General features: G+C 67.3%; 20 protein-coding genes. 12 read left to right on the forward strand and 8 right to left on the reverse strand.

All coding sequences use genetic code 11. The features are described 5' to 3' along the window. Positions 1 to 4: 4 nt before the first annotated feature. Both VFK57_05365 and kdsB read right to left on the reverse strand, forming a co-directional pair. Complete coding sequence (locus VFK57_05365) at positions 5 to 1,633, reverse strand: CTP synthase (GenBank protein ID HET7695117.1); 1,629 nt, start codon at positions 1,631 to 1,633, stop codon at positions 5 to 7. Between the two features lie 33 nt (positions 1,634 to 1,666). Next, positions 1,667 to 2,446 carry a 3-deoxy-manno-octulosonate cytidylyltransferase gene (gene kdsB / locus VFK57_05370; protein ID HET7695118.1) on the reverse strand — a complete coding sequence of 260 codons (780 nt, stop codon included), beginning with the start codon at positions 2,444 to 2,446 and terminating at the stop codon, positions 1,667 to 1,669. A 59-nt stretch (positions 2,447 to 2,505) separates the two neighbouring features. Between kdsB and VFK57_05375 the strand changes: the two genes are divergently transcribed. Next, a complete protein-coding gene (locus VFK57_05375; protein ID HET7695119.1) occupies positions 2,506 to 3,039 on the forward strand; it encodes a hypothetical protein in 534 nt (177 codons plus the stop codon). Between the two features lie 98 nt (positions 3,040 to 3,137). On the opposite strand, the gene serA is transcribed toward VFK57_05375, so the two are convergent. Beyond that, positions 3,138 to 4,706: a phosphoglycerate dehydrogenase gene (gene serA, locus VFK57_05380; protein HET7695120.1), complete on the reverse strand. Its 1,569-nt coding sequence runs from the start codon at positions 4,704 to 4,706 to the stop codon at positions 3,138 to 3,140. Between the two features lie 175 nt (positions 4,707 to 4,881). On the opposite strand from serA, the gene icd reads away from it, so the two are divergent. The 3 genes from icd (at position 4,882) to VFK57_05395 (ending at position 9,175) form a co-directional block, all read left to right on the forward strand. Then, positions 4,882 to 6,213, forward strand: a complete 1,332-nt coding sequence (icd, locus tag VFK57_05385; GenBank protein ID HET7695121.1) for an NADP-dependent isocitrate dehydrogenase — start codon at positions 4,882 to 4,884, stop codon at positions 6,211 to 6,213. A gap of 23 nt (positions 6,214 to 6,236) precedes the next feature. Next, complete coding sequence (gene mdh, locus VFK57_05390; GenBank protein HET7695122.1) at positions 6,237 to 7,181, forward strand: malate dehydrogenase; 945 nt, start codon at positions 6,237 to 6,239, stop codon at positions 7,179 to 7,181. 365 nt (positions 7,182 to 7,546) lie between these two features. Continuing rightward, positions 7,547 to 9,175 carry an Ig-like domain-containing protein gene (locus tag VFK57_05395; protein ID HET7695123.1) on the forward strand — a complete coding sequence of 543 codons (1,629 nt, stop codon included), beginning with the start codon at positions 7,547 to 7,549 and terminating at the stop codon, positions 9,173 to 9,175. A gap of 10 nt (positions 9,176 to 9,185) precedes the next feature. Here the strand turns inward: VFK57_05395 and VFK57_05400 are convergent, their stop codons facing one another. Genes VFK57_05400 through VFK57_05410 form a run of 3 tightly spaced genes read right to left on the reverse strand, consistent with a single transcriptional unit; the run spans position 9,186 to position 12,589 of the window. After that, positions 9,186 to 9,938, reverse strand: coding sequence for a succinate dehydrogenase/fumarate reductase iron-sulfur subunit (locus tag VFK57_05400; GenBank protein ID HET7695124.1), 753 nt, complete (start codon positions 9,936 to 9,938; stop codon positions 9,186 to 9,188). 54 nt (positions 9,939 to 9,992) lie between these two features. Continuing rightward, on the reverse strand, positions 9,993 to 11,906 hold the full coding sequence (locus VFK57_05405) for a fumarate reductase/succinate dehydrogenase flavoprotein subunit (protein ID HET7695125.1): 1,914 nt from the start codon (positions 11,904 to 11,906) through the stop codon (positions 9,993 to 9,995). A gap of 20 nt (positions 11,907 to 11,926) precedes the next feature. Continuing rightward, on the reverse strand, positions 11,927 to 12,589 hold the full coding sequence (locus VFK57_05410; GenBank protein ID HET7695126.1) for a succinate dehydrogenase cytochrome b subunit: 663 nt from the start codon (positions 12,587 to 12,589) through the stop codon (positions 11,927 to 11,929). A 71-nt stretch (positions 12,590 to 12,660) separates the two neighbouring features. Here VFK57_05410 and sucC point away from each other — a divergent pair, with 71 nt between their 5' ends. From sucC to VFK57_05440, 6 genes are read left to right on the forward strand one after another with little or no spacing between them, the layout of a single operon-like run. Beyond that, complete coding sequence (gene sucC / locus VFK57_05415) at positions 12,661 to 13,857, forward strand: ADP-forming succinate--CoA ligase subunit beta (protein HET7695127.1); 1,197 nt, start codon at positions 12,661 to 12,663, stop codon at positions 13,855 to 13,857. Next, entirely contained in the window at positions 13,838 to 14,707 is an 870-nt protein-coding gene (gene sucD, locus VFK57_05420; protein ID HET7695128.1) for a succinate--CoA ligase subunit alpha, read from the forward strand. The genes sucC and sucD overlap by 20 nt, the downstream gene beginning before the upstream one ends. Before the next feature lie 10 nt (positions 14,708 to 14,717). Further along, positions 14,718 to 16,586, forward strand: coding sequence for a 2-oxoacid:acceptor oxidoreductase subunit alpha (locus VFK57_05425; GenBank protein ID HET7695129.1), 1,869 nt, complete (start codon positions 14,718 to 14,720; stop codon positions 16,584 to 16,586). Then, on the forward strand, positions 16,586 to 17,620 hold the full coding sequence (locus VFK57_05430) for a 2-oxoacid:ferredoxin oxidoreductase subunit beta (protein HET7695130.1): 1,035 nt from the start codon (positions 16,586 to 16,588) through the stop codon (positions 17,618 to 17,620). Before VFK57_05425 ends, VFK57_05430 begins: the two co-directional genes overlap by 1 nt. Before the next feature lie 14 nt (positions 17,621 to 17,634). After that, the gene (locus VFK57_05435) at positions 17,635 to 19,722 is read left to right on the forward strand and encodes a S9 family peptidase (GenBank protein ID HET7695131.1); all 2,088 of its coding nucleotides are present in this window, start codon (positions 17,635 to 17,637) and stop codon (positions 19,720 to 19,722) included. Next, positions 19,719 to 20,834 carry an SMP-30/gluconolactonase/LRE family protein gene (locus VFK57_05440; GenBank protein ID HET7695132.1) on the forward strand — a complete coding sequence of 372 codons (1,116 nt, stop codon included), beginning with the start codon at positions 19,719 to 19,721 and terminating at the stop codon, positions 20,832 to 20,834. Before VFK57_05435 ends, VFK57_05440 begins: the two co-directional genes overlap by 4 nt. Here VFK57_05440 and VFK57_05445 read toward each other — a convergent pair. Continuing rightward, positions 20,831 to 20,998, reverse strand: a complete 168-nt coding sequence (locus VFK57_05445; GenBank protein HET7695133.1) for a hypothetical protein — start codon at positions 20,996 to 20,998, stop codon at positions 20,831 to 20,833. The two genes, VFK57_05440 and VFK57_05445, sit on opposite strands and share 4 nt — an antisense overlap. A gap of 16 nt (positions 20,999 to 21,014) precedes the next feature. Between VFK57_05445 and ndk the strand changes: the two genes are divergently transcribed. Beyond that, positions 21,015 to 21,428: a nucleoside-diphosphate kinase gene (ndk, locus tag VFK57_05450; protein HET7695134.1), complete on the forward strand. Its 414-nt coding sequence runs from the start codon at positions 21,015 to 21,017 to the stop codon at positions 21,426 to 21,428. Between the two features lie 4 nt (positions 21,429 to 21,432). Further along, a complete protein-coding gene (dcd, locus tag VFK57_05455) occupies positions 21,433 to 21,990 on the forward strand; it encodes a dCTP deaminase (protein HET7695135.1) in 558 nt (185 codons plus the stop codon). A 40-nt stretch (positions 21,991 to 22,030) separates the two neighbouring features. On the opposite strand, the gene VFK57_05460 is transcribed toward dcd, so the two are convergent. Beyond that, the coding region (locus tag VFK57_05460; GenBank protein HET7695136.1) for a hypothetical protein at positions 22,031 to 22,696 on the reverse strand (666 nt) is incomplete at its 5' end.

The following is a 22,696-nucleotide window of genomic DNA, read 5'->3' on the forward strand; positions in this document are numbered from 1 at the left end:
GCGCTTACCCTACCACGGAGGCCGCGGCCGGCTGGCGGGTCGCCTGCTTGTGGCGCAGCGCCGCCTCCACGAATCCGGCGAACAGCGGGTGCGGCTTCAGCGGCTTGGACTTGAACTCGGGGTGGAACTGCACCGCGACGTAGTACGGATGATCGGGCAGCTCGATGATCTCGACGAACTTGCCGTCCAGCGAGCGGCCGACGATCTCCAGCCCCTTCTCCGTCAGCGTCTTCTCGAACAGGCAGTTGAATTCGTAGCGATGGCGGTGGCGCTCGGCGATGACGTCGCTGCCGTAGAGCGCCTGCGCCCGCGAGCCGGGCTTCAGGCGGCACTCGTACGATCCGAGCCGCATCGTCCCGCCGAGATCGTCGACCCCGAGCAGATCGCGGAGCTTGTAGATCACGTTCGACTTGGTGTCGGGGGCGCACTCGGTCGAATCGGCGTCGGCGATGCCGCAGACGTGCCGGGCGTATTCGACCGCGGCCCACTGGAAGCCGTAGCAGATGCCGAAGTAGGGAATGCTGCGCTCGCGGGCGATCTGCGCGGCGCGCATCATGCCGCGCGTGCCGCGATCGCCGAACCCGCCGGGGACGAGGATGCCGTCCGCGCCGTCGAGCAGCTGCTCGCCGCCGCGCTGCTCGAGCGCTTCCGCTTCCACCCAGCGGATGTTCACCTTCAACCGGTGCTTGAAGCCGCCATGGTAGAGCGCTTCGTTGAGGCTCTTGTACGAGTCCTCGTAGCCGACGTACTTGCCGACGACGTGAATGGTCAGCTCGTCCGACGGGTTCCTGATGCGGTCGACGAGATCGATCCACGCGTCCATCCGCGCCTCGCTGGCGGGCAGGTGAAGGCGCTGCAGGACGATGCGATCGAGCCCCTCCTCGGCGAGCACGGTCGGCACCTCGTAGATGCTCGAGACGTCGCGCGCGGTGATGACCGCCTCCTCGTCGACGTCGCAGAACAGCGCGATCTTCCGCTTGATGTCCTGATCGAGGTGGCGATCGGTGCGGCAGAGCAGGATGTCGGGCTGGATGCCGATGGCGCGCAGGTCGCGGACGCTGTGCTGCGTCGGCTTGGTCTTCAGCTCGCCGGCCGCGCCGATGAACGGCACCAGCGTGAGGTGGATGTAGAGCGTGTTCTCGCGGCCGACGTCCTGGCGGAGCTGGCGGATCGCTTCGACGAACGGCAGGCTTTCGATGTCGCCGACCGTGCCGCCGATCTCGACCAGCACCACGTCCACGTCCCGCGCCACGGTCTTGATCGCATCCTTGATCTCGTTGGTGATGTGCGGAATCACCTGGACGGTGCGGCCGAGGTAATCGCCGCGCCGTTCCTTCTGGATGACCTGCAGGTAGATCTTCCCGGTCGTCCAGTTGTTGTTCCGGGTGGTGACCTGGTTGGTGAACCGCTCGTAGTGCCCGAGGTCGAGGTCGGTCTCGGCGCCGTCATCGGTGACGTAGACCTCGCCGTGCTGGTACGGGCTCATCGTGCCGGGGTCGACGTTGATGTAGGGGTCGAACTTCTGGAGCGCGACCTTGTAGCCGTGCCCTTCGAGCAGCGCGCCGATCGAAGCGGCCGCCAGGCCCTTGCCGAGCGAGGAAACCACGCCGCCGGTCACGAGGATGTATTTCACGGGCCGCTTGTCGGACTGTTGCATCTGGGTCTCTCAGGTGGTGATGGGGGCCAGCATGGCGCGCACCCGTTCGAGATCGTCGCGGGTGTCGACGCCGATGGTGTCGCGGTCGGTTTCGATCGCCTTGATGCGGATGCCGTGCTCGAGCGCGCGCAGCTGCTCGAGCGCTTCGGCGCGTTCGTTCGCGGTCGGCGGCAGCGCCGCGATGCGCAGCAGCGTCGATCGGCGGTAGACGTACAGCCCGATGTGCGCCCAGGCGGGCGCGGGCGGCTGTCCGGCGCGGGTGAACGGGATCGGCGCGCGCGAGAAATACATCGCGAAGCCGTCGCGGTCGACGACCACTTTCGTGACGTTCGGATTCAGCAGCTCCGCCGGATCGGTGATGGCGCGCCGCAGCGTGCTCATCTCGAGCGCGCTGTCGCAGGTGAACGGCGCCACCGCGGCGTCGATCGTGTCCGGCGCGAGCAGCGGCTCGTCCCCCTGCACGTTGACGACGACGTCGCAGGCGAGCGAGGCGGCCGCCTCCGCCAGCCGATCCGTGCCGCTCTGATGCGAGGCCGAGGTCATCACCGCCTCGCCGCCGAAGCCGCGCACCGCGTCGAAGATGCGGCGATCGTCGGTGGCGACGATCACCCGCGAGACCGCCGCCGCCGCGGCGGCGCGGCGGTAGACGTGCTCGATCATCGGACGGCCGGCGATGTCCGCCAGCGCCTTGCCGGGGAGACGGCTCGACTCGTATCGCGCGGGGATGATGGCGACGGCGGAGACAGGAATCCGAAAAGAGGAAGGCCCGGTGTCAGAAACAGGGGGCACGGCAAATCTTACCACAGCCGCGCCGATCGGCCGCCGCTGGCGGTAGAATAGCGATGGCCATGAGCGCCGGCAGAACGATCCTTTATGTCGCCGGCGGCGGGTTGTTGGTGGCCTGGATCGCGGCCGCGAACATGCCGTCGCAGGACGCCGATCGCGCCAGCGATCGCGCGCGAGCGGTTCCCGCGGTGGCGCCCACTGCGATCGCCGACGACGTGCACGCGCAGGCGGCGCGGCTGCAGGCCCGCCTGGCGCAGGCGCCGGCCCCCGAGAACAGCTCCCGCAATCCCTTCGCCTTCGGCATGACGCCGCGCCACGTCCGCGGCGCGGCGCCGGCCGCGGCCGCCGCGGTCGAGGAGCCGCCGCCCGTGTTCGTGCCGCCGCCGCCGGCGCTCACGCTGATGGGCATCGCCGAGGAGTACGTGATTGGCGGATTCCGCCGCACCGCCGTGATCGGCGGGGACGGCGACGCCCTCTTCATGGTGGCGGAAGGCGATCGCGTCGGCGAGCGCTACAAGGTGACGAAGATCGGCGCCGACGCCGTGGAGCTGCAGGATCTCGTCAACAACGGGTATCGAAGGCTGGCGTTGCGCTGAGTTGCGTCAACTCCCAACTCCTCAACGCCCAACGCCCAAGTAACTCCCAACGCCCAACTCCCAAAACTCCCAAAACTCCCAAAACGCCGGCGGGTTTGCTACAGCCTGACCACCACTGCTTCCCAGACCGGCGGCAGCCCGCGCATTTCCCGGACGGCGTCGTCCAGGCCGGACGTCGTGTCCACGCTGATCACGCCGGCTGCGCCCGAGTCGTTGCGGCCGAGCGCGAAGCTGGCGATGTTCACACCGTGCTTGCCGAGCGTCGTTCCGACGCTGCCGATGACGCCCGGACGATCCTCGTTCGCCATCACGATCAGCGTGCCGGTGAGCGGCGCTTCGATCGGCACGCCGTCCAGCAGGGCGAGCCGCGGCGTCGACGGCTCGACGACGATGCCTTCGACCCAGCGCTCGCGCCGGCCGCTGCGCAGCCGCACCGAGATGACGTGCATGTAGTCGCGCGGCCGCGTGCTGCGCGATTCCACCACGTCGATGCCGCGCTCGGAGGCGACGGCGCGCGCGTTCACCGCCGTCACGATGGCCACCTTCGACAGCGCGCCGGCGAGCACCGCGCTGCCGATCACGTTCTCGTACTCGCTCATCAGCGGGCCGTAGTAGCGGATGCCGATCTCCTCAGCCGGATCCGGCTGCAGCTGCGCGACGAGGGCCCCCAGCCGGTTCGCCAGGTCCAGGTACGGCCGCAGCTTCGGCACGTCGTCGGGCGGGACGGACGGGAAGTTGACGGCGTTGCGGATGATGCCGTCCTTCAGGTAGTCGCGGACCTGCAGCGCGGTCTCGTTGCCGACCAGTTCCTGGCCTTCGACCGTGGAGGCCGCGATGTGCGGCGTGGCGATCACCTGGGGCAGCGACGTGAGCCGCGCATCGGTCGGCGGCTCGGGATCGAACACGTCCAGCGCGGCGCCGGCGACGTGCCCCGTCTTGATCGCGTTGGCCAGCGCGCCGTCGTCGATCAGCTCGCCGCGCGCGGTGTTCACGATCCGGACACCCTTCTTCATGCGGGCGATCGACTCGGCATTGATCATGTGGCGCGTCTCGGGCAGCGCCGGCACGTGCAGCGTGATGAAGTCGGATCGGCCGAGCAGCGCGTCGAGCTCGACCAGCGGCACGCCGGCCGCGTCGGCGGCGCGCGAGGCGATGAACGGATCGTAGGCGATCGCGTCCATCCCGAACGCGCGCGCCCGGGTCGCGACCTCGCGGCCGATGCGGCCGAAGCCGATGACGCCGAGCACCTTGCCGCGGAGCTCGGTGCCCATGAAGCGCTTCTTGTCCCACACCCCCTGCTTCATCGACGCGTCCGCGGCGGGGATGGCGCGCGCCATCCCGAGCATGAGCCCGAGCGCCAGCTCGGCGACGCTGATGCTGTTGGCGCCGGCGGCGTTCATCACCAGGATGCCGCGCGCGGTGGCGGCGGGGACGTCGACGTTGTCGACGCCGGTGCCGGCGCGGGCGATGACGCGCAGCCTGGGCGCGGCCTCGATCAGTTGCGCGGTGACCTGCGTGGCGCTGCGGACGATCAGCGCGTCCGCCTCGGCGAGATCGCGCGCGAGCTCGTCGGGCTTGCGTCCGGATTTCGTGTCGACGGACCATCCGGCGGCACGGAGCGCGTCGGCGGCGGTGGCGGGGAGAGAATCAGCGATGACGATGTGCACGCCAGATTATAATGTTTCGTTTTTTTCCAGCGGAAGGAGAGCGCACCATCGTGGTGCAAACCGCATGAATCGCCCGATTTGACGCGCCCGGAGCGCCGGTCGGGGCGCGGTTTTCCACAAGCTTTTCCACAGATTCTGTGAAGAACCGGAAACGACGGAACGGGGACGTGACCTAATGCCGAACTTCTCGACTCTCAAAGCGCCGGCCACCGGCACTGCCATTACTCGAAAGAGCGGTCGCCTCGTCGTACCCGACGATCCGATCATTCCTTTTATTGAAGGTGACGGCACCGGGCCCGACATCTGGCGCGCGAGCGTGCGGGTGCTCGACGCCGCGGTCGCCAAGGCCTACGGCGGCACGCGCAAGATCGCCTGGCTCGAGGTCTACGCCGGCGAGAAGAGCGCGAAGCTGTTCGACAACTGGCTGCCGGACGACACCGTCGAAGCGTTCCGCGAATACTTCGTCGGCATCAAGGGGCCGTTGACGACGCCGGTCGGCGGCGGCATCCGATCGTTGAACGTCGCCCTCCGGCAGTTGCTCGATCTCTACGTCTGCCTGCGCCCGGTACGCTGGTACCGCGGCGTGCCGTCGCCGGTGAAGCATCCGGAGAAGGTGGACATGGTGATCTTCCGCGAGAACACGGAAGACATCTACGCCGGCATCGAGTACGCGCCCGGCACGCCCGAAGCGCAGAAGGTGCTCGACTTCTTCGCCAGGGAGTTCCCCAAGGAGTTCAAGAAGGTCCGGTTCGGCACCGCCGAGGCCTCCGCGGACTGGCAGCGGGCGCTCGAGGAGATCGGCGCGCCGAAGCGTGCGACGGGCGTGCAGGTCGGCGTCGGGTTGAAGCCGATCAGCTACCTCGGCTCGGAGCGGCTGATCCACAGCGCCATCAGCTACGCCATCCAGAACAAGCGCAGGAGCGTCACCTTCGTCCACAAGGGCAACATCATGAAGTTCACCGAAGGCGCGTTCCGCGACTGGGGCTACCAGGTCGCGAAGCAGTTCTTCGGCGCGGAGGAGATCGACGGCGGACCGTGGTGCCGGATCCCGCAGGGAAAGCCGGGGGCCGGCATCGTGATCAAGGATGCGATTGCCGACATCACGCTGCAGCAGGTGCTCACCCGCCCCGACGACTTCGACGTGATTGCCACCCCGAACCTCAACGGCGACTATCTCTCCGACGCGCTCGCGGCGCAGGTCGGCGGCATCGGCATCGCGCCCGGCGGCAACATCAACTACCTGAGCGGCCACGCCATCTTCGAGGCGACCCACGGCACCGCGCCGAAGTACGCCAATCTCGACAAGGTGAACCCGGGCTCCGTGATCCTGTCGGGTGAAATGATGCTGCGCCACCTCGGTTGGCCGGAGGCGGCGGATCTGGTGGTGAAGGGGATGGACGGCGCCATCACGGCGAAGACGGTCACCTATGACTTCGCGCGGCTGATGGACGGCGCGACCGAGGTGAAGTGCTCGGAGTTCGGCGACCGCATCATCGGCAGCATGTAGGATTGGGAAGATCCAGGAGACGCATGAACAGAAAAGTCACAGTGGTAGGAGGCGCCGGCAACGTCGGCGCAACCGTCGCGCGCGCGGTCGCCGACAAGGAGCTCGCGGACGTCGTCATCATCGACATCGCGGATCAGAAGGCCAGAGGGGTCGCGCTGGACATGTACCAGGCGTGCCCGATCGAGGGGTCCGACTCGCGCATCATCGGCGCCGGCGCCGACGAGGCGGGATGGAAGGAAACCGCGAATTCCGACGTCGTCGTCATCACGTCCGGGGTGCCGCGCAAGCCCGGCATGAGCCGGGACGACCTGCTGCAGACGAACTACAAGATCATGCAGTCGGTCACCGAGCAGATCATCAAGTACTCGCCCAACTGCATCATCGTCCCGGTGGCGAACCCGCTCGACGCCATGTGCCAGGCGGTCTACCGGATCAGCAGGTTCCCTCGTGAGCGGGTCATCGGCATGGCCGGCATCCTGGACTCGGCGCGCATGCGCACGTTCATCGCGATGGAGACCGGCGTCTCGGTGGAGAACATCCACGCGTTCGTGCTCGGCGGCCACGGCGACACGATGGTGCCGCTGCCGCGCTACTCGACGATTGCCGGGATTCCGCTGCCGGACTATCCGGGTCTGTCGGCCGAGACGATCGCCGCCATCGGCAGGCGCACGGCTGACGGCGGCGCCGAGATCACCAGGCTGGTCGGGACGAGCGCCTGGTACGCCCCCGGTTCGGCCGCGGCCGAAATGGTCGAGATCATTCTCAAGGACAAGAAGAAGATCGTTCCGTGCTCGGTGTTCCTGCAGGGAGAATACGGCATCCGGGATCTCTTCGTCGGCGTGCCGATCAAGCTCGGCGCGCGCGGAGTCGAGCAGATCATCCAGATCACGCTCACGCCGGAAGAAGACGCGGCGCTCAAGAAGTCCGCCGCCGCGGTCAAGGAACTGACCGACGTCATCAAGGTGTGATGACGCGCGGCTGAGCACGGTCAGCGTGCTCAGCCGTTCGCCTGTTTTTGGGTAACGATTACACCGTTACACGATCGCCCCCTCATCGCGTCCGCCGGCCCTCCGAGCTCTTCCGCAGAACGCTAACAAAAATCAAGAAATCAGCGGCAGCCATGCTGCCTCTGTAATGCAAACCGGGCAGACCCTTTGCCACAGTCATGGCGGTTCCCCACCCTGCGTTGGAGCTCTGCCACATGGTTTCAAGGGTCTACGTGTGCCGCGCTGCGGCACTGGTTGTCGGTCTGTCGTTCGGAACAGTCGGGCTCGCCTACGCACAATCGCCGCTCCCCGCTCCGTGGGCCAGTCAGGACGTCGGGTCGCCACTCGTGGCCGGGTCGTCCTCGTTCATCGCGCCAAGCTCCGTGACGATCAACGCGTCCGGCGCGGACATCTGGGGCGCGAGCGACCAGTTTCACTTCGCCTACATTCCGGTTTCCGGCAACGTCGACGTCCGCATCCGGGTCGACAGCGTTCCGGCGACCTCCACGTGGGCAAAGGTCGGCGTGATGGTGCGCGCCTCGCTGCAGGCGAATGCCGCGCATGGCTTCGCGCTCGTGTCGTACTCGAAGGGGCTCGCCTTCCAGCGGCGTCCCACGACCGGCGCGTTGAGCGTCCACACCGCCGGCGAGCTGGCGTACGCGCCGCGCTGGGTCCGGCTCGTCCGCCTGGACAATCTGGTCACGGCGTACTCCTCGACCGACGGCATCACCTGGCGCACGATCGGCAGCGACACGATTCAGCTCGGGGCCACTGCCTACGTCGGCATCGCGGCCACGAGCCGCAATACTTTCGCCGCCGGCGCGTTCAGGGTGTCGCAGGTCACGATGACGGTGCCCTCCGCGCTGCCGGGCGGACAGGCGAGCGCCGACATCGGGCAGCCGGCACTGAAGGGCAGCGCCGCGTTCGCCAACGGGACCTACACCCTCACCGCGGCGGGTGTCGACATCTGGGGCACGTCGGATCAGTTCCACTACGTCTATCAGCAGGCCTCAGGCGACATCGACGTGAAGGTGCGCGTGGCATCGATCAGCTACGCCGATCCGTGGTCGAAAGCGGGCGTCATGATCCGGGCGTCGCTCGATGCCAATGCCGCGCACGGGCTCGCGCTGATGTCGGCCGGGAAGGGGTCCGCGTTCCAGCGCCGCAACGTGACCGGCGGCCTCACGGTGCATACGACCGGGGCCACTGCGGCGCCGCCCGGGTGGGTGCGGTTGAAGCGCAGCGGCAGCCTCGTGACCGCCTACCGGTCGGCCGACGGCGTGAACTGGGTTGCGATCGGTTCCGACTCGATCGTGCTGCCCGATCAGGTGTACGTCGGGATCGCGGCGACCAGCCACAACGCGACCGCGGCGACCACCGCGAAGCTCGACACCTTCTCGGTCGTCGAGAGCGCGCCCGTGAACAATCCGCCCGTGGTCTCCATCGCCGCCAGCGGCTCGGTGTTCACCGCTCCGGCATCGATCACGCTGACGGCAACGGCCAGCGACCCTGAGAACCAGCTCGCGCGCGTCGAGTTCTATTCGGGGACGACGCTGCTCGGCTCCGACAGTGCCGCGCCATATACGGTGACCGTGTCGGGCGTGGCCGCGGGCGTGTACGGATTCCGCGCCGTGGCCTACGACGCGCAAGGCGCATCCGGCACGTCGTCGACGATCAGCGTGACGGTCGGCGTCCCGGCCACCCCGATCAAGCTGGCGTTCACCACCACGAGCACGGAGATGGCGAAGGCGACGGACTACGTGCTCGAGTTCTTCGCCGCGGGCGCGGATCCCGCCACGGCAACCGCGATCGTCCGGCAGTCGCTGGGCAAGCCGGCGCTCGACGCCACCGGCACTGCGACGGTCGACATCACGACGCTGTTCAACAGCCTGGCTGCGGGGAACTATCTGGCGACGGTCAGCGCCGTCTGGTCGGGGGGCGTGTCGCGCAGCGCCGCCATCTCGTTCACCAAGTAGCGCCTGCGGATCAGCGGCCGCCCCGGATGAGCGTCGCGGCGAAGTAGTCGCGGTTCATCCGGGCGATGTTGGTGATCGAGATCTCTTTCGGGCAGACGGCCTCGCATTCCCCCTCGTTCGAGCAGCTGCCGAACCCTTCGGCATCGTGCCGCGCCACCATGCGGACGACCCGGGTAGAGCGCTCGATCTGCCCCTGAGGCAGCAGTCCGAGGTGCGAGATCTTGGCGGAGGTGAACAGCGCCGCCGACGCGTTCTTGCAGGCGGCGACACAGGCGCCGCACTGGATGCACTGCGCCGCATCCATCGCCTGCTCGACCGTCGGCTTGGGGATCAGGATGGCGTTGCCGTCCTGCGCGCCGCCGACGTTGACGGAGGTATACCCGCCCGCCTGAATGATCCGATCCAGCGCGCTGCGATCGACCACCAGGTCCTTGACGATCGGAAAGGCGCGCGCCCGCCACGGCTCGAGCGTCAGCGTGTCGCCGTCCTTGAACGAGCGCATGTGCAGCTGACACACGGTGGTGGCGCGCATCGGGCCGTGCGCCAGGCCGTCGATCATGAAGCCGCAGGTCCCGCAGATCCCCTCGCGGCAGTCCGAATCGAACGCGATCGGATCCTCGCCCTTCGCGATCAGTCCCTCGTTGACGACGTCGAGCATCTCGAGGAACGACATGTCCGGCGACACGCTCGGTGCGGTGTATTCCACCAGTTTGCCGGGCTTGTTCGGGCCGGGCTGACGCCAGACTCTGAGGTTGATTCGCATCGGTTGGTCAGCTGAAAGCCGGGAGCTGACGGCCGGGAGCTGACAGCTCGACGCTCATTTGTAGCTCCGCTGAGAGGGCTTCACGTATTCGAAGTGCAGCGGCTCCTTGTGGAGCTCCGGCGCCGCCCCCACCCCCTTGAATTCCCACGCCGCCGCGTAGGCGAAATTCACGTCGTCGCGCAGCGCTTCGCCGTCGGGGGTCTGGCTCTCCTCGCGGAAGTGGCCGCCGCAGGACTCGGTCCGGTGGAGCGCGTCGAGCGCGAGCACTTCAGCGAATTCGAGGTAGTCGGCAACCCGGCCGGCGTATTCGAGGTTCTTGTTCAGGTTGTTCGCCTCGCCGGGGACCGACAGGTTCTGCCAGAACTCGTCGCGCAGCCGCGGAATCTCGGCGAGCGCGTGGCGGAGCCCCTGTTCGTCGCGCGCCATCCCGACGTGATCCCAGAGCAGCTGGCCGAGCCGGCGATGGAGCTGGCGCGGCGTCTCCGACCCTTTCACGCGCAGCAGCGCGTCGATCCGCTTCTGCACCGCCGACTCCGCTTCGGCGAACGCGTCGTCGTCGGTCGTGACGGCGGGGAAGAGGGTGCTGCCCAGGTAGTGGGCCAGCGTATACGGGATGACGAAGTAGCCGTCGGCCAGTCCCTGCATGAGCGCGCTGGCGCCGAGCCGGTTGGCGCCGTGGTCGGAGAAGTTCGCCTCGCCCAGCACGTGCAGGCCCGGCACGTTGCTCATCAGGTTGTAGTCCACCCACAGCCCGCCCATCGTGTAGTGGATGGCGGGATAGATCCGCATCGGCACCGCGTAGGGATCCTCGTCGGTGATCTTCCGGTACATGTCGAAGAGGTTGCCGTAGCGCCCCTTGATCACCGCCGCGCCGAGCCGTTTGATCGCGTCCGCGAAATCGAGGTACACGGCGAGGCCGCTCTCGCCGACGCCGCGCCCCTCGTCGCAGACGCTCTTGGCGTTGCGCGACGCGACGTCTCTCGGCACCAGATTGCCGAAGCTCGGATACTTGCGCTCGAGATAGTAGTCGCGGTCCTCTTCGGGAATCTGCTGCGGCGGCCGCTTGTCCCCCGGGTTCTTCGGGACCCAGACCCGGCCGTCGTTGCGGAGGCTCTCGGACATCAGCGTCAGCTTCGACTGGTGCGTGCCCGAGACCGGGATGCAGGTCGGATGGATCTGCGTGTAACACGGGTTGGCGAAGAAGGCGCCGCGCTTGTGGGCGCGCCACGCCGCGGTGACGTTCGAGTTCACCGCGTTGGTGGAAAGGTAGTAGGCGGTGCCGTAGCCGCCGGTGCAGAGCAGGACGGCGTGGCCGGCGTGGCGCTCCAGGGCGCCCGTCAGCAGGTTGCGGCAGACGACGCCGCGCGCCTGGCCGTTCACGACCACCAGGTCCAGCATCTCGCGGTTGGGGAACAGCTGCACGCTCCCCTTGTCGACCTGCCGCATCATCGACTGGTAGGCGCCGAGGAGCAGCTGCTGGCCGGTCTGGCCGCGGGCGTAGAACGTGCGGGACACCTGGGCGCCGCCGAACGATCGGTTGTCGAGCAGCCCGCCGTATTCGCGCGCGAACGGCACCCCCTGCGCGACGCATTGATCGATGATGTTGACGCTCAACTGCGCCAGCCGGAAGACGTTCGCTTCACGCGCGCGGTAGTCGCCCCCCTTGATCGTGTCGCAGAACAGCCGCTGCACGCTGTCGCCGTCGTTCTGGTAGTTCTTCGCGGCGTTGATCCCCCCCTGCGCGGCGATGCTGTGCGCGCGGCGGGGGCTGTCATGGATGCAGAAGCTCTTGACGTTGTACCCGAGCTCGCCGAGCGAGCTGGCCGCCGAGGCGCCGGCCAGCCCGGTGCCGACGACGATGACGGTGTACTTGCGGCGGTTCGCCGGGTTCACCAGCTTCGACTCGAACTTGTGGCGATCCCACTTGTCGGCCAGCGGCCCCGCCGGTGTCCTGGAATCCAGAGTCATGGTTCGACGCTCGCTGATCGTCATCGCGTCAGATACACCCAGATCGGGATGATGGCGAAACCGCCGGCGATGACGATCGCCACGATCGTGCCGAGGACGACGAGCCGCCTGGTGTAGGTCGGGTGGCTGGCGCCGAGCGACTGGAACGCGCTCGAGAAACCATGGCGCAGGTGAAATCCCACCAGCACCATCGCGATCACGTAGACCGCCACCCAGACGGGCGAGGAGAAGACCTCGACTTCGGTCCGGTAGAGATCCCGCACCGGCGGCTCGCCGATGTCGTACCACGCGCCGTACTTGATGTGCGCCACGTGGATGATGACGAACACCAGGATCGCCAGCCCGGTCCAGATCATCGTCGTCGACGCGACCGACTTGCGGCTGGTATGCCCCGCCCAGGTCTTCTTCGCGTAGGCCACCGGGCGCGCGCGCTGGTTGGCCGCCCACATCGTCACCGCCTTGTAGATGTGGACGACGAAGAAGAGGAGCAGCGCGATTTCCGCCGGCACGACCAGCGGATTGCCGGCGAGGGCATGCGCGTAGTGATTGAACGTTTCCTGGCCGGCGAAAACGATCAGGTTGCCGAGCAGGTGAATGATGAGATACGCGAAGAGGAGAAGACCGGTGACGCCGAGGAGGAGCTTCGTACCGACGGAACTGCCAAACACCCGACGAACTGCCACACCGCGATTGTATCCGAACCCCGGATGCGGAAGGGATCGGCCGTTCTGCACTACAATTGTCAGGATCACCCATGAAGATTCACGAGTATCAGGCGAAGGCCCTCCTGGCGAAGTACGGCGTCCCGGTCCCGCAGGGTGAGGTCGTGTTCAACGCTCCGGAAGCGGCGGCGGTGGCGCAGCGGCTCGGCGGCGGCACCGTGGTGGTGAAAGCGCAGATTCACGCCGGCGGACGCGGCAAGGGGGGCGGCGTCAAGGTGGTCAGGAATCCGGCGGAGGCGCAGGCCGCGGCCGAGAAGATGCTGGGCATGAACCTGGTCACCTATCAGACCGGACCTGCCGGGCAGAAGGTCCAGCGCGTGCTGATCGAGCAGGGGCTGAGCATCGCGCGCGAGCTCTACCTTGGCATCGTGCTGGATCGCTCTAGCGAGCGCCTCGTCCTGATGGTCAGCCGGGAAGGGGGCGTCGAGATCGAGAAGGTCGCGCACGAGACCCCCGAGAAGATTCACAAGGCATTCATTCACCCCGGGCTGGGGCTCAGCGCGTTCCAGGCGCGGAAGCTCGCGTTCGCGCTCGGCCTCGCCGGGCCGCAGGTCGCGCAGGCGGTCAAGGTGATGACCGCCCTCTACGACGCGTTTGTCGCCACGGACGCCTCGCTGCTCGAGATCAATCCTCTGATCGTCACCGGCGACGGCGCGCTGCTGGCCCTCGACGCCAAGATGAACTTCGACGACAACGCGCTGTTCCGCCACCCGGAGTTCAAGGAGCTGCGCGACCCGAGCGAAGAGGACCCGCTGGAAGTGGAGGCGTCGAAGTACAGCCTCAATTACATCAAGCTCGATGGCAACATCGGGTGCATGGTGAACGGCGCCGGCCTCGCCATGGCGACGATGGACATCATCAAGCTGGCGGGGGGCGAGCCGGCCAACTTCCTCGACGTGGGCGGAGGCGCCAATGCGGAGCAGATCAAGAACGCGTTCCGCATCCTGATGGCCGACCACGGCGTGCAGGCGGTGTTCATCAACATCTTCGGCGGCATCCTGCGCTGTGACATCCTGGCCGAAGGGGTGATTGCCGCGGTGAAGGATCTGGGGGTGCGCGTCCCGATCGTCATCCGCATGGAAGGCACCAACGTGGAGCAGGGGAAGCGCATGCTGCGCGACAGCGGTCTGAACTTCCAGACCGCCGATGATATGAAAGAAGGCGCGGAGAAGGTCGTCGCGGCGGCGGAAGCGTCAGAAAAGCAACTACATGGCCGTACTCATCGATAAGAACACCAGGCTGCTGGTGCAGGGCATCACCGGGCGCGAGGGGACGTTTCACGCGAAGGCGGCGGCGGCGTACGGAACCACGGTCGTCGGCGGCGTCACTCCCGGCAAGGGCGGCACCACGCACGAGGGCTGGCCGGTGTTCGACACCGTGGCCGACTGCGTCGCCGCGACGGGCGCCAACGCGTCCGTGATCTTCGTCCCGCCTCCGGGCGGCGCCGACGCAGTGCTCGAAGCGGCGGACGCCGGGCTCGACCTGGCCGTCTGCATCACCGAAGGCATCCCCACGCTCGACATGCTGCGTGTCTTCGGCGCCATCCGCGGCGGCAGGACGCGGGTCATCGGCCCCAATTGCCCCGGGCTGATTACCGCCGGCCAGGCGAAGGCCGGTATCATTCCCGGCCATATCTGCAAGGAAGGGCGGGTCGGCATCGTCTCGAAGAGCGGCACGCTGACCTATGAGGCGATCCACCAGCTCACCAGGAACGGGCTGGGACAGACGACCTGCATCGGCATCGGCGGCGACCCGCTGATCGGCACCAGCTTCATCGACGCGCTGACGCTGTTCGCCGGCGACCCGCAGACCGAGGCGGTCGTGATGATCGGCGAAATCGGCGGCAACGCCGAACAGGACGCCGCGGCGTGGATCAGGACGCATTTCCGCAAGCCGGTGGTCGGGTTCATCGCCGGCCAGACCGCGCCGCCGGGACGCCGCATGGGGCACGCCGGGGCGATCATCGCCGGCGGCAAGGGCACCGCGGCGGAGAAGATGGACGCGCTCGCCGCCGCCGGCGTGCGCGTCGTGAAGAGTCCGGCGGACATCGGCGCCGCAGTTCAAGAGGTCATGCGGTAAACGGCAAACTATGAACAAGGTCGTCAACGACTTCAGCATCCAGGTCGCCACCGTCAACGGATCCGGCAGTCAGACCGCCAATCTCGTGCTGCTGCGGTCCATCTTCCAGATGGGCATCCCGGTCTCGGGCAAGAACATGTTCCCGTCGAACATCGCCGGGCTGCCGACCTGGTACACCGTCCGCGCCAACCGCGACGGCTTCATCGCGCGCAAGAAGGAAGTCGACTTCCTCGTCGCGATGAACGCGGAGACCGCCAGGGAGGACGTGATGACGCTCGAGCCCGGGCGCGCGGTCCTCTATGACGAGCCGCTGAAACTGAACCAGCTGCGCACCGACCTGACGTTCTATCCGGTGCCGTTCGACAAGATCGTGGCGACCGTCTGCACCGACGCCAAGCTGCGGCGGCTGGTCAAGAACATGATTTACGACGGCGTGCTCTCCGAGCTCCTCGGCATCGAGATGGGGGAGATGGAGAAGGCGCTGCGCAAACAGTTCGGCAAGAAGGTCAAGGCCGCCGACCTCAACATGGGCGCCCTGAAGGCGGGCGCGGACTACGCGAAGCAGCACCTGACGAAAGCGGATCCGTTCGCCGTCGAGCGGATGAACAAGACCGGCGGGATGATCCTGATCGAAGGGAACACCGCGGCCGCGCTCGGCGCCATGTTCGCCGGCGTCACCGTCGTCGCCTGGTATCCCATCACCCCCTCGTCGTCGCTGCCCGAAGCGCTGATCGGCTACCTGAAGAAGTATCGCGTCGACCCGGCGACCGGGAAGGCGACCTACGCGGTCGTGCAGGCCGAAGACGAAATCGCCTCGATCGGCATGGTGCTCGGCGCCGGCTGGGCGGGGGCGCGGGCGATGACGTCCACGTCGGGGCCAGGTGTATCGCTGATGAGCGAGTTCGCCGGGCTGGCGTATTACGCCGAGATCCCCGGGGTGGTGTTCGACATCCAGCGCGTCGGACCGTCGACCGGCCTTCCGACGCGGACCGCGCAGGGAGACATCGCGTCCACGGCCCTGCTGTCGCACGGCGACACCAAGCAGATCCTGCTCATTCCGAGCTCGGTGGAGGAGTGCTTCGAGCTGGCCCAGGATGCGTTCGATCTCGCCGAGCGCTTCCAGCAGCTCGTGTTCGTGATGAGCGACCTCGATCTCGGCATGAACACGTGGATGTCGACGCCGTTCACCTATCCCGATCGCGTCTACGACCGCGGCAAGGTGCTCACGGCGGAGAACGTCAAGGCGCTCGGCGCCGAGTGGGGCCGCTACCGCGACGTGGACGGCGACGGGATTCCGTATCGCACGATCCCGGACACCGGCATGCCGTCGTATTTCACCCGCGGCTCCGGGCACAACGAACGCGGCCAGTACAGCGAGCGGCCGGACGACTATCAGCGGAACGTCGATCGCCTCGCGCGCAAGCACGAGACGGCGAAGCAGCAGGTGCCGGCGCCCATCGTCGAGGACGCCGACGCGGAGGTCGCCATTGTCGCCTACGGGACGAGCCACTGGGCGGTGGTCGAGGCGCGCACCCAGCTGGAGAAGGAGGCGGGCCTCAAGACCGCCTACATGCGGCTCCGCGCGTTCCCGTTCCCGGCCGAGGTCGACGCGTTCATCGCCCGCTACAAGCGGGTCTACCTGGTGGAGCAGAACCGCGACGCACAGATGAAGATGCTCCTGCGGATCGAGCTGCCCGCCGGCGCGACGAATCACGTGCGCAGCGTGCTGCACTACAACGGGCTGCCGATCGACGCACGCTCGATTACCGACGACATCCTGGTGCAGGAAGGGCGCAAGGCGCGCGACACGGTGGAGGCCGCGGCGGCGGTGGGCCGCGGCGCGGCCGCGGTGGCGACGGCGGCGCGGGAGGGAGAATGATGGGCGAGCCAGTCAAGGCCAAGACGAACCGGATCGGACTCGAGATGGCGCCGTATCGCGGCGGCAAGACGACGCTGTGCGCCGGCTGCGGGCACAACGCCATCTCGGAGCGCATCATCGACGCGTTCTTCGAGATGGGCGTCAATCCGCGCGACGTCATCAAGCTGTCCGGGATCGGCTGCTCGAGCAAGACCCCGGCCTATTTCCTGGCCGACGCGCACGGCTTCAACTCGGTCCACGGACGCATGCCGTCGGTGGCCACCGGGGCGCTGCTCGCCAACCGTAAAATGATCGCCATCGGCGTCAGCGGCGACGGCGACACCGGCGCGATCGGCATCGGCCAGTTCGTCCATCTGATGCGCCGCAACGTGCCGCTGGTCTACATCATCGAAGACAACGGCTGCTACGGACTCACCAAGGGGCAGTTCTCGCCGACCGCCGACGTCGGATCGACGCAGAAGAACGGCCAGCCCAACGACCTGCCGCCGATCGACACCTGCATGCTCGCGGTCCAGCTCGGCGCCTCGTTCGTGGCGCGCTCGTTCTCCGGAGACAAGAAGCAGCTGCTCGCGATTCTGAAGGCGGCGATCGCGCACCGCGGCACGGCGATGATCGACGTGCTCTCCCCCTGCGTCACCTTCAACGATCACGAGGGTTCGACCAAGAGCTACGCCTACGTGAAGGAGCACGACGAGCCCGGCGGCGAAGTGAACTTCGTCCCGTTCTTCGAGGACATCAGCGTCGAATACGACCCCGGCACCACCACCGCGGTGACGATGCACGACGGGTCGAAGCTGTACCTGAAGAAGGTGGCCGAGGAGTACAATCCGACCGACAAGCTCGCGGCGATGCGGCTGATGCACGAAACCCACGCACGCGGCGAGTTCGCCACCGGCATCCTCTACATCGAGCCGGACAAGGACGACTTCGTCAACCAGCTCAACCTGGTCGACACGCCGCTGGCGTTCCTGCCCACCGGTACCGTCCGCCCCGGACGCGAGGTGCTGGACGCCGTGATGGAAGAACACAGATAACCGGGTCGCGCGGTATGAAGCACACCGTTGTCATCGCCGCACTGGCGGCTGTTCTGTTCGCCAGTCCCGCTGCCGCCCAGAAGCGCGCGCTCGCCGCCGACGACATCTACAGCCTCAAGGAAGTCCGCGACCCGCAGCGCTCGCCGGACGGCAAGTGGGTGGCCTACGTCGTCTCCCGCGCCATCAAGGACACCGACAAGAACGACACCGACATCTGGATGGCGAGCTGGGACGGCACTCAGGAGATCCAGTTGACGTCCTCGCCCGACGGCGAATCCCGTCCGCGCTGGAGTCCCGACAACAAGTACCTGTCGTTCATCTCCTCGCGCCAGGGGGCGAAGCACGGGCAGTTGTGGCTGATGAACCGCGCCGGCGGCGAAGCGATCAAGGTCACCGACGTCAAGGGAGGCATCGCCGACTACGAATGGGCGCCGGACGCGACGCGGCTGGTGTTCGTCGTCAACGAGCCGGACCCGCGCGATCCGAAAGAGGACGAGAAGGCCGATCCGGAGAAGAAGAAGACGCCGCCGCCGATCGTCATCGATCGCTACCAGTTCAAGCAGGACGTGGAGGGCTACCTGCGGAACGCGCGGTCGCACCTCTACGTGTTCGACCTGGCGGCGAAGAAGGCGGAAGCCCTCACCAGCGGCACGCGGTTCGACGAGTCGTCGCCCGCCTGGTCGCCGGACGGGACGAAGATCGCGTTCGTCAGCAAGCGCGGCGACGGGGATCTGGATCGCCACGACAACACCGATGTCTGGGTGATCGACGCCAGACCCGGCGCGCAGCCCAGGCAGATCACGACCACGCCGGTGTCTGACGAAGGGCCGCTCTCGTGGAGCCCGGATGGCCGGCAGATCGCGTTCGTGGTCGGAGAGGAGCTGAAGTACTCGGCCTATTCGCAGAACCGACTGGCCGTGGTGCCCTCGGCCGGCGGACAGCCGCGCTACTTCGCCGAGTCGCTCGATCGGCCGATCCGTCAGCCGGTGTGGGAGGAAGGCGGGTCGTCGCTCGCATTCGTGGTGGTCGACGATCGCACGCAGTATCCGGCGCGCGTGACGCTCGCCACCGGCAAGGTCGAACGCCTGGTCACCGGAAAGAGCGTGATCGCCAACCTGTCCGCCGGGCGGCCCGACGGTTCGTATGCCGTGCTGGTCTCGACCGCCACCGAGCCCGCGGAAGTCGCGGCCTTCGAGCCCGCGGCCGCTCAGGCTCGAGGGGCGGCCGGGTCGGCGCAGGGCAACGGCACGCTGCGCCGGCTGTCACATCAGAACGACGCCTGGTTGAAGAACGTGCTGCTCGGGACCACCGAGGAATTCACGTCGATCAGCAAGGACGGCACCGAAGTCCACGGCCTGCTCGTGAAGCCGCCGACGTTCAACGCCTCGCAGAAGTATCCGACGCTGCTGCGCATTCACGGCGGCCCCAACGGCCAGGACGAGCACGCCTTCAGCTTCGAGCGCGAGTTCTTCGCCGCCAACGGCTACGTCGTCGTGGCGGTGAACTACCGCGGCAGCAACGGACGGGGGAGCGCATTTCAGAAGGCGATCTATGCCGACTGGGGCGGCAAGGAAGTGGTCGATCTGCTGGGCGCCATGGACCATGTGCAGAAGCTTCCGTACGTCGACGCGGCCCGCCTTGGCATCGGCGGCTGGAGCTATGGCGGCATCCTGACCGACTACACCATCGCGACCGACGGACGGTTCAAGGCGGCGACGAGCGGCGCCGGCAGCGCGCTCCAGCTGTCGATGTACGGCGTCGACCAGTACATCACGCAGTACGAGCAGGAGATCGGGCCGCCGTGGAAGTCGCCCGATCTGTGGATCAAGATCTCGTATCCGTTCTTCCACGCCGACCGGATCAAGACGCCGACGCTGTTCATGGTGGGGGAGAAGGACTTCAACGTCCCTGCCGCGGGCAGCGAGCAGATGTATCAGGCGCTGAAGAGCCTCGGCGTCGACACGCAGCTGGTGATCTATCCCGCCCAGTTCCACGGCATCACGGTCCCGACCTACAAGGTGGATCGGCTGCAGCGCTATCTGGACTGGTACGACAAGTACCTGAAGCCGTCGAAGCCTTCGACGACGGCGAGCGGACGATGATGCCGGTCTCACGGCGTGGATTCCTGGCCGTGGCGGGGGCCGCGGCGGCCGGTCGCGTGCTGTCCGCGCAGACGGCGCAACAGACCTCGCCGCCGACCGTGGTGTCGAACCCGCCGCGCGACTTCGGGCCCGGGGCGACGACCACGTACTTCAACGATCCGGACGTGCTCACGGCAGATCCCGCGTTCAACGCGCTCGTGCAGCCGAACGCGGCGATCGTCCGCTTGTGGACGGGCGCGTTGTGGGCCGAAGGGCCCGCCTGGAATGCGCAGGGGCGCTACCTGCTGTGGAGCGACATTCCGACCGATCGGCAGTTCCGGTGGATCGAGGACGATGGGCGCGTCAGCGTCTTCAGGAGCCCGTCGCATTTCAGCAACGGCAACACTTTCGATTTTCAGGGACGCCAGATCTCCTGCGAGCACGCGACGCGGCGCGTCGTCCGCTACGAACACGACGGATCGCTGACCGTGATCGCCGACGCGTTCCAGGGCAAGCGTCTCAATTCACCGAACGATGCGGTCGTCCACAGGGACGGCAGCGTCTGGTTCACGGATCCGCCGTACGGCGCGCAGATCTACGAGGGCGGCGCCACACGCGAAGTGCAGCGCGAACTGCCGACGAACGTGTATCGCGTCGATTCCGGCGGCCGCATCACGATGGTCGTCCCTGAAGAGCAGGTGCCCGACCCCAATGGCCTGTGCTTCTCACCGGACTTCCGGCGTCTCTATGTCGCGAGCACGGGAAAGGGACCAGGCGACAAGGGTCCGGGTGGTAAAGGGGAGGTCTACGTGTTCGACGTCGGCACGGATGGCGCCGTTTCGAACCGGCGCCTGTTCACCGACTGCATGGTCGAGGGCGTGAAGTGCGGGCCCGACGGCATCCGCTGCGACGTCGAGGGCAACGTCTGGATGTCGAGCAACGCCGGACGCGCGCTCGGCTACAGCGGCGTCATCGTGCGGAACCCCGAGGGCAAGCTGCTCGGGCGGATCCGCCTGCCGGAAGTCTGCGCCAACATCACGTTCGGCGGTCCGCGCCGTAACCGCCTCTTCATGGCGGCAAGCCAGTCGATCTACGCGCTGTACCTCGCCACGCAGGGCGCCGGCCCCGCCTAGCCCTGGGTCTCGTCGGCGTTCGCGCCGATCACGTCCTGCGCGATCTTGTCGCAGTCCTCCGGCAGCCCCTGATCGTCGAGCGCCGGGGCGTTCTCGTTGCCCTGCTGCGGCCGATCGGTGGGCTTGTCCCCCTCTACCGCGCCTTCATGCTCATCAGCTCGCATATATAATCCTCAGGATATGGAACGCACATTTGCCATCATCAAGCCGGACGCCGTCGCGGCACGCTACACCGGCCGGATCCTCCAGCGCATCGAGGAGGCCGGATTCACCATTCGTGCCATGCGCCTCGTCCATTTGTCGCAGGGAGACGCGGAAGGGTTCTACGCCGTCCACAAGGAACGCCCGTTCTTCGCCAGCCTGACGAGGTTCATGTCGTCGGGCCCCTGCGTGGTGATGGCGCTGGAGGCGCCGGACGCGATCAGGAAGTGGCGCACGCTGATGGGGGCCACCGACCCCGCCAAGGCCGAGGCCAATACTCTCCGCAAAGAGTTCGGCACGTCGATCGAGACCAACGCCACGCACGGTTCGGACGCCCCCGAGACGGCCGCGTTCGAGCTCGGCTACTTCTTCCGCGGCATGGAGCTTCAGTAGCCGCATGGCCGGCATCAAGTCGGACGCGTGGATCCGGAAGATGGCCCTCGAGCACGGGATGATCGACCCGTTCGAGGATCGCCAGGTCCGTGAAGGCGTGGTGTCGTACGGACTGTCGTCGTACGGCTACGACATCCGCGTCGCCGACGAGTTCAAGGTCTTCACCAACATCAACAACACGGTGATCGACCCCAAGAACTTCGATCCCCACGCCTTCGTCGACATCAAAGCCGACATCTGCATCGTCCCGCCGAACTCGTTCGCGCTGGCGCGGACCGTCGAATACTTCCGCATCCCGCGCGACGTGCTGACGGTGTGTCTCGGCAAGTCGACCTACGCGCGCTGCGGCATCATCGTCAACGTGACGCCGTTCGAGCCGGAGTGGGAAGGCACGGTGACGCTGGAGATCTCCAACACCACGCCGCTGCCCGCGAAGATCTACGCCAACGAAGGGCTGGCGCAGGTGCTGTTCTTCCAGGGGGACGAGCCGTGCGAGGTGTCGTACGCCGACAAGAAGGGCAAGTACCTCAAGCAGCGCGGCGTGACGCTGCCGCGAATCTAGGACGATCCGGGCGGGTTTCGCTCCCCGCCGGCCGGGAACGTCAGTCGTCGCCCGCTGACGACAGCGCCGCCGGGCAGTCGAGCAGCACCTCGTACAGCTCGGCCGTTCCCTTCGTGTAGATGGGCCGCAGGCAGTCGGCGAACTCCAGCATCCTCCGCCGCAGCAGCGCCGGATCGCGATACGCGGCCGGGTGAAAGACCGCGTAGCGCGGCGGGGACGCGCGCAGCGCGCGGAACGCGTCGCGGCTCGGGAAGCCGCGCAGGGACTGCGCCCGCTCCTGGAACTCCGGTGGAATGTAATCGCTGTAGCCGTTGATGAGCGGCATCCAGTGCGAGGTCGAGCGCAGCATGTAGCTGGCGTGGCCGTGCAGCTCGCCGTCCTTGGCGAGGAACGGCAGCTCGATCACGGGACCGGGCGGCAGCGTGGCGAGCACCTCGTACGCCGGCGCGAACGGCTGCACCTGGCGGAAGCGCAGCGGCGTCGCCAGCTCCACCGCCGCGGCGGCGGCGATGACGGCGCCGGCAATCGCCGCCCGGCGCGTGCGCGGCAGCAGGTGCGCGATTGCGATTCCGGCGAGCACCGACAGCGCGAGCGAGACCAGCACGCCGAACCGCGCCGGCGCCCGCAGCCATGCGAAGATCGGGGCGGTGCGATACAGCACCGCATACAGTCCGGCATTCGGCCCCAGCGACGCCCACGCCGCCAG

This window comes from Vicinamibacterales bacterium, assembly GCA_035699745.1.
Classification (GTDB): domain Bacteria; phylum Acidobacteriota; class Vicinamibacteria; order Vicinamibacterales; family 2-12-FULL-66-21; genus JAICSD01.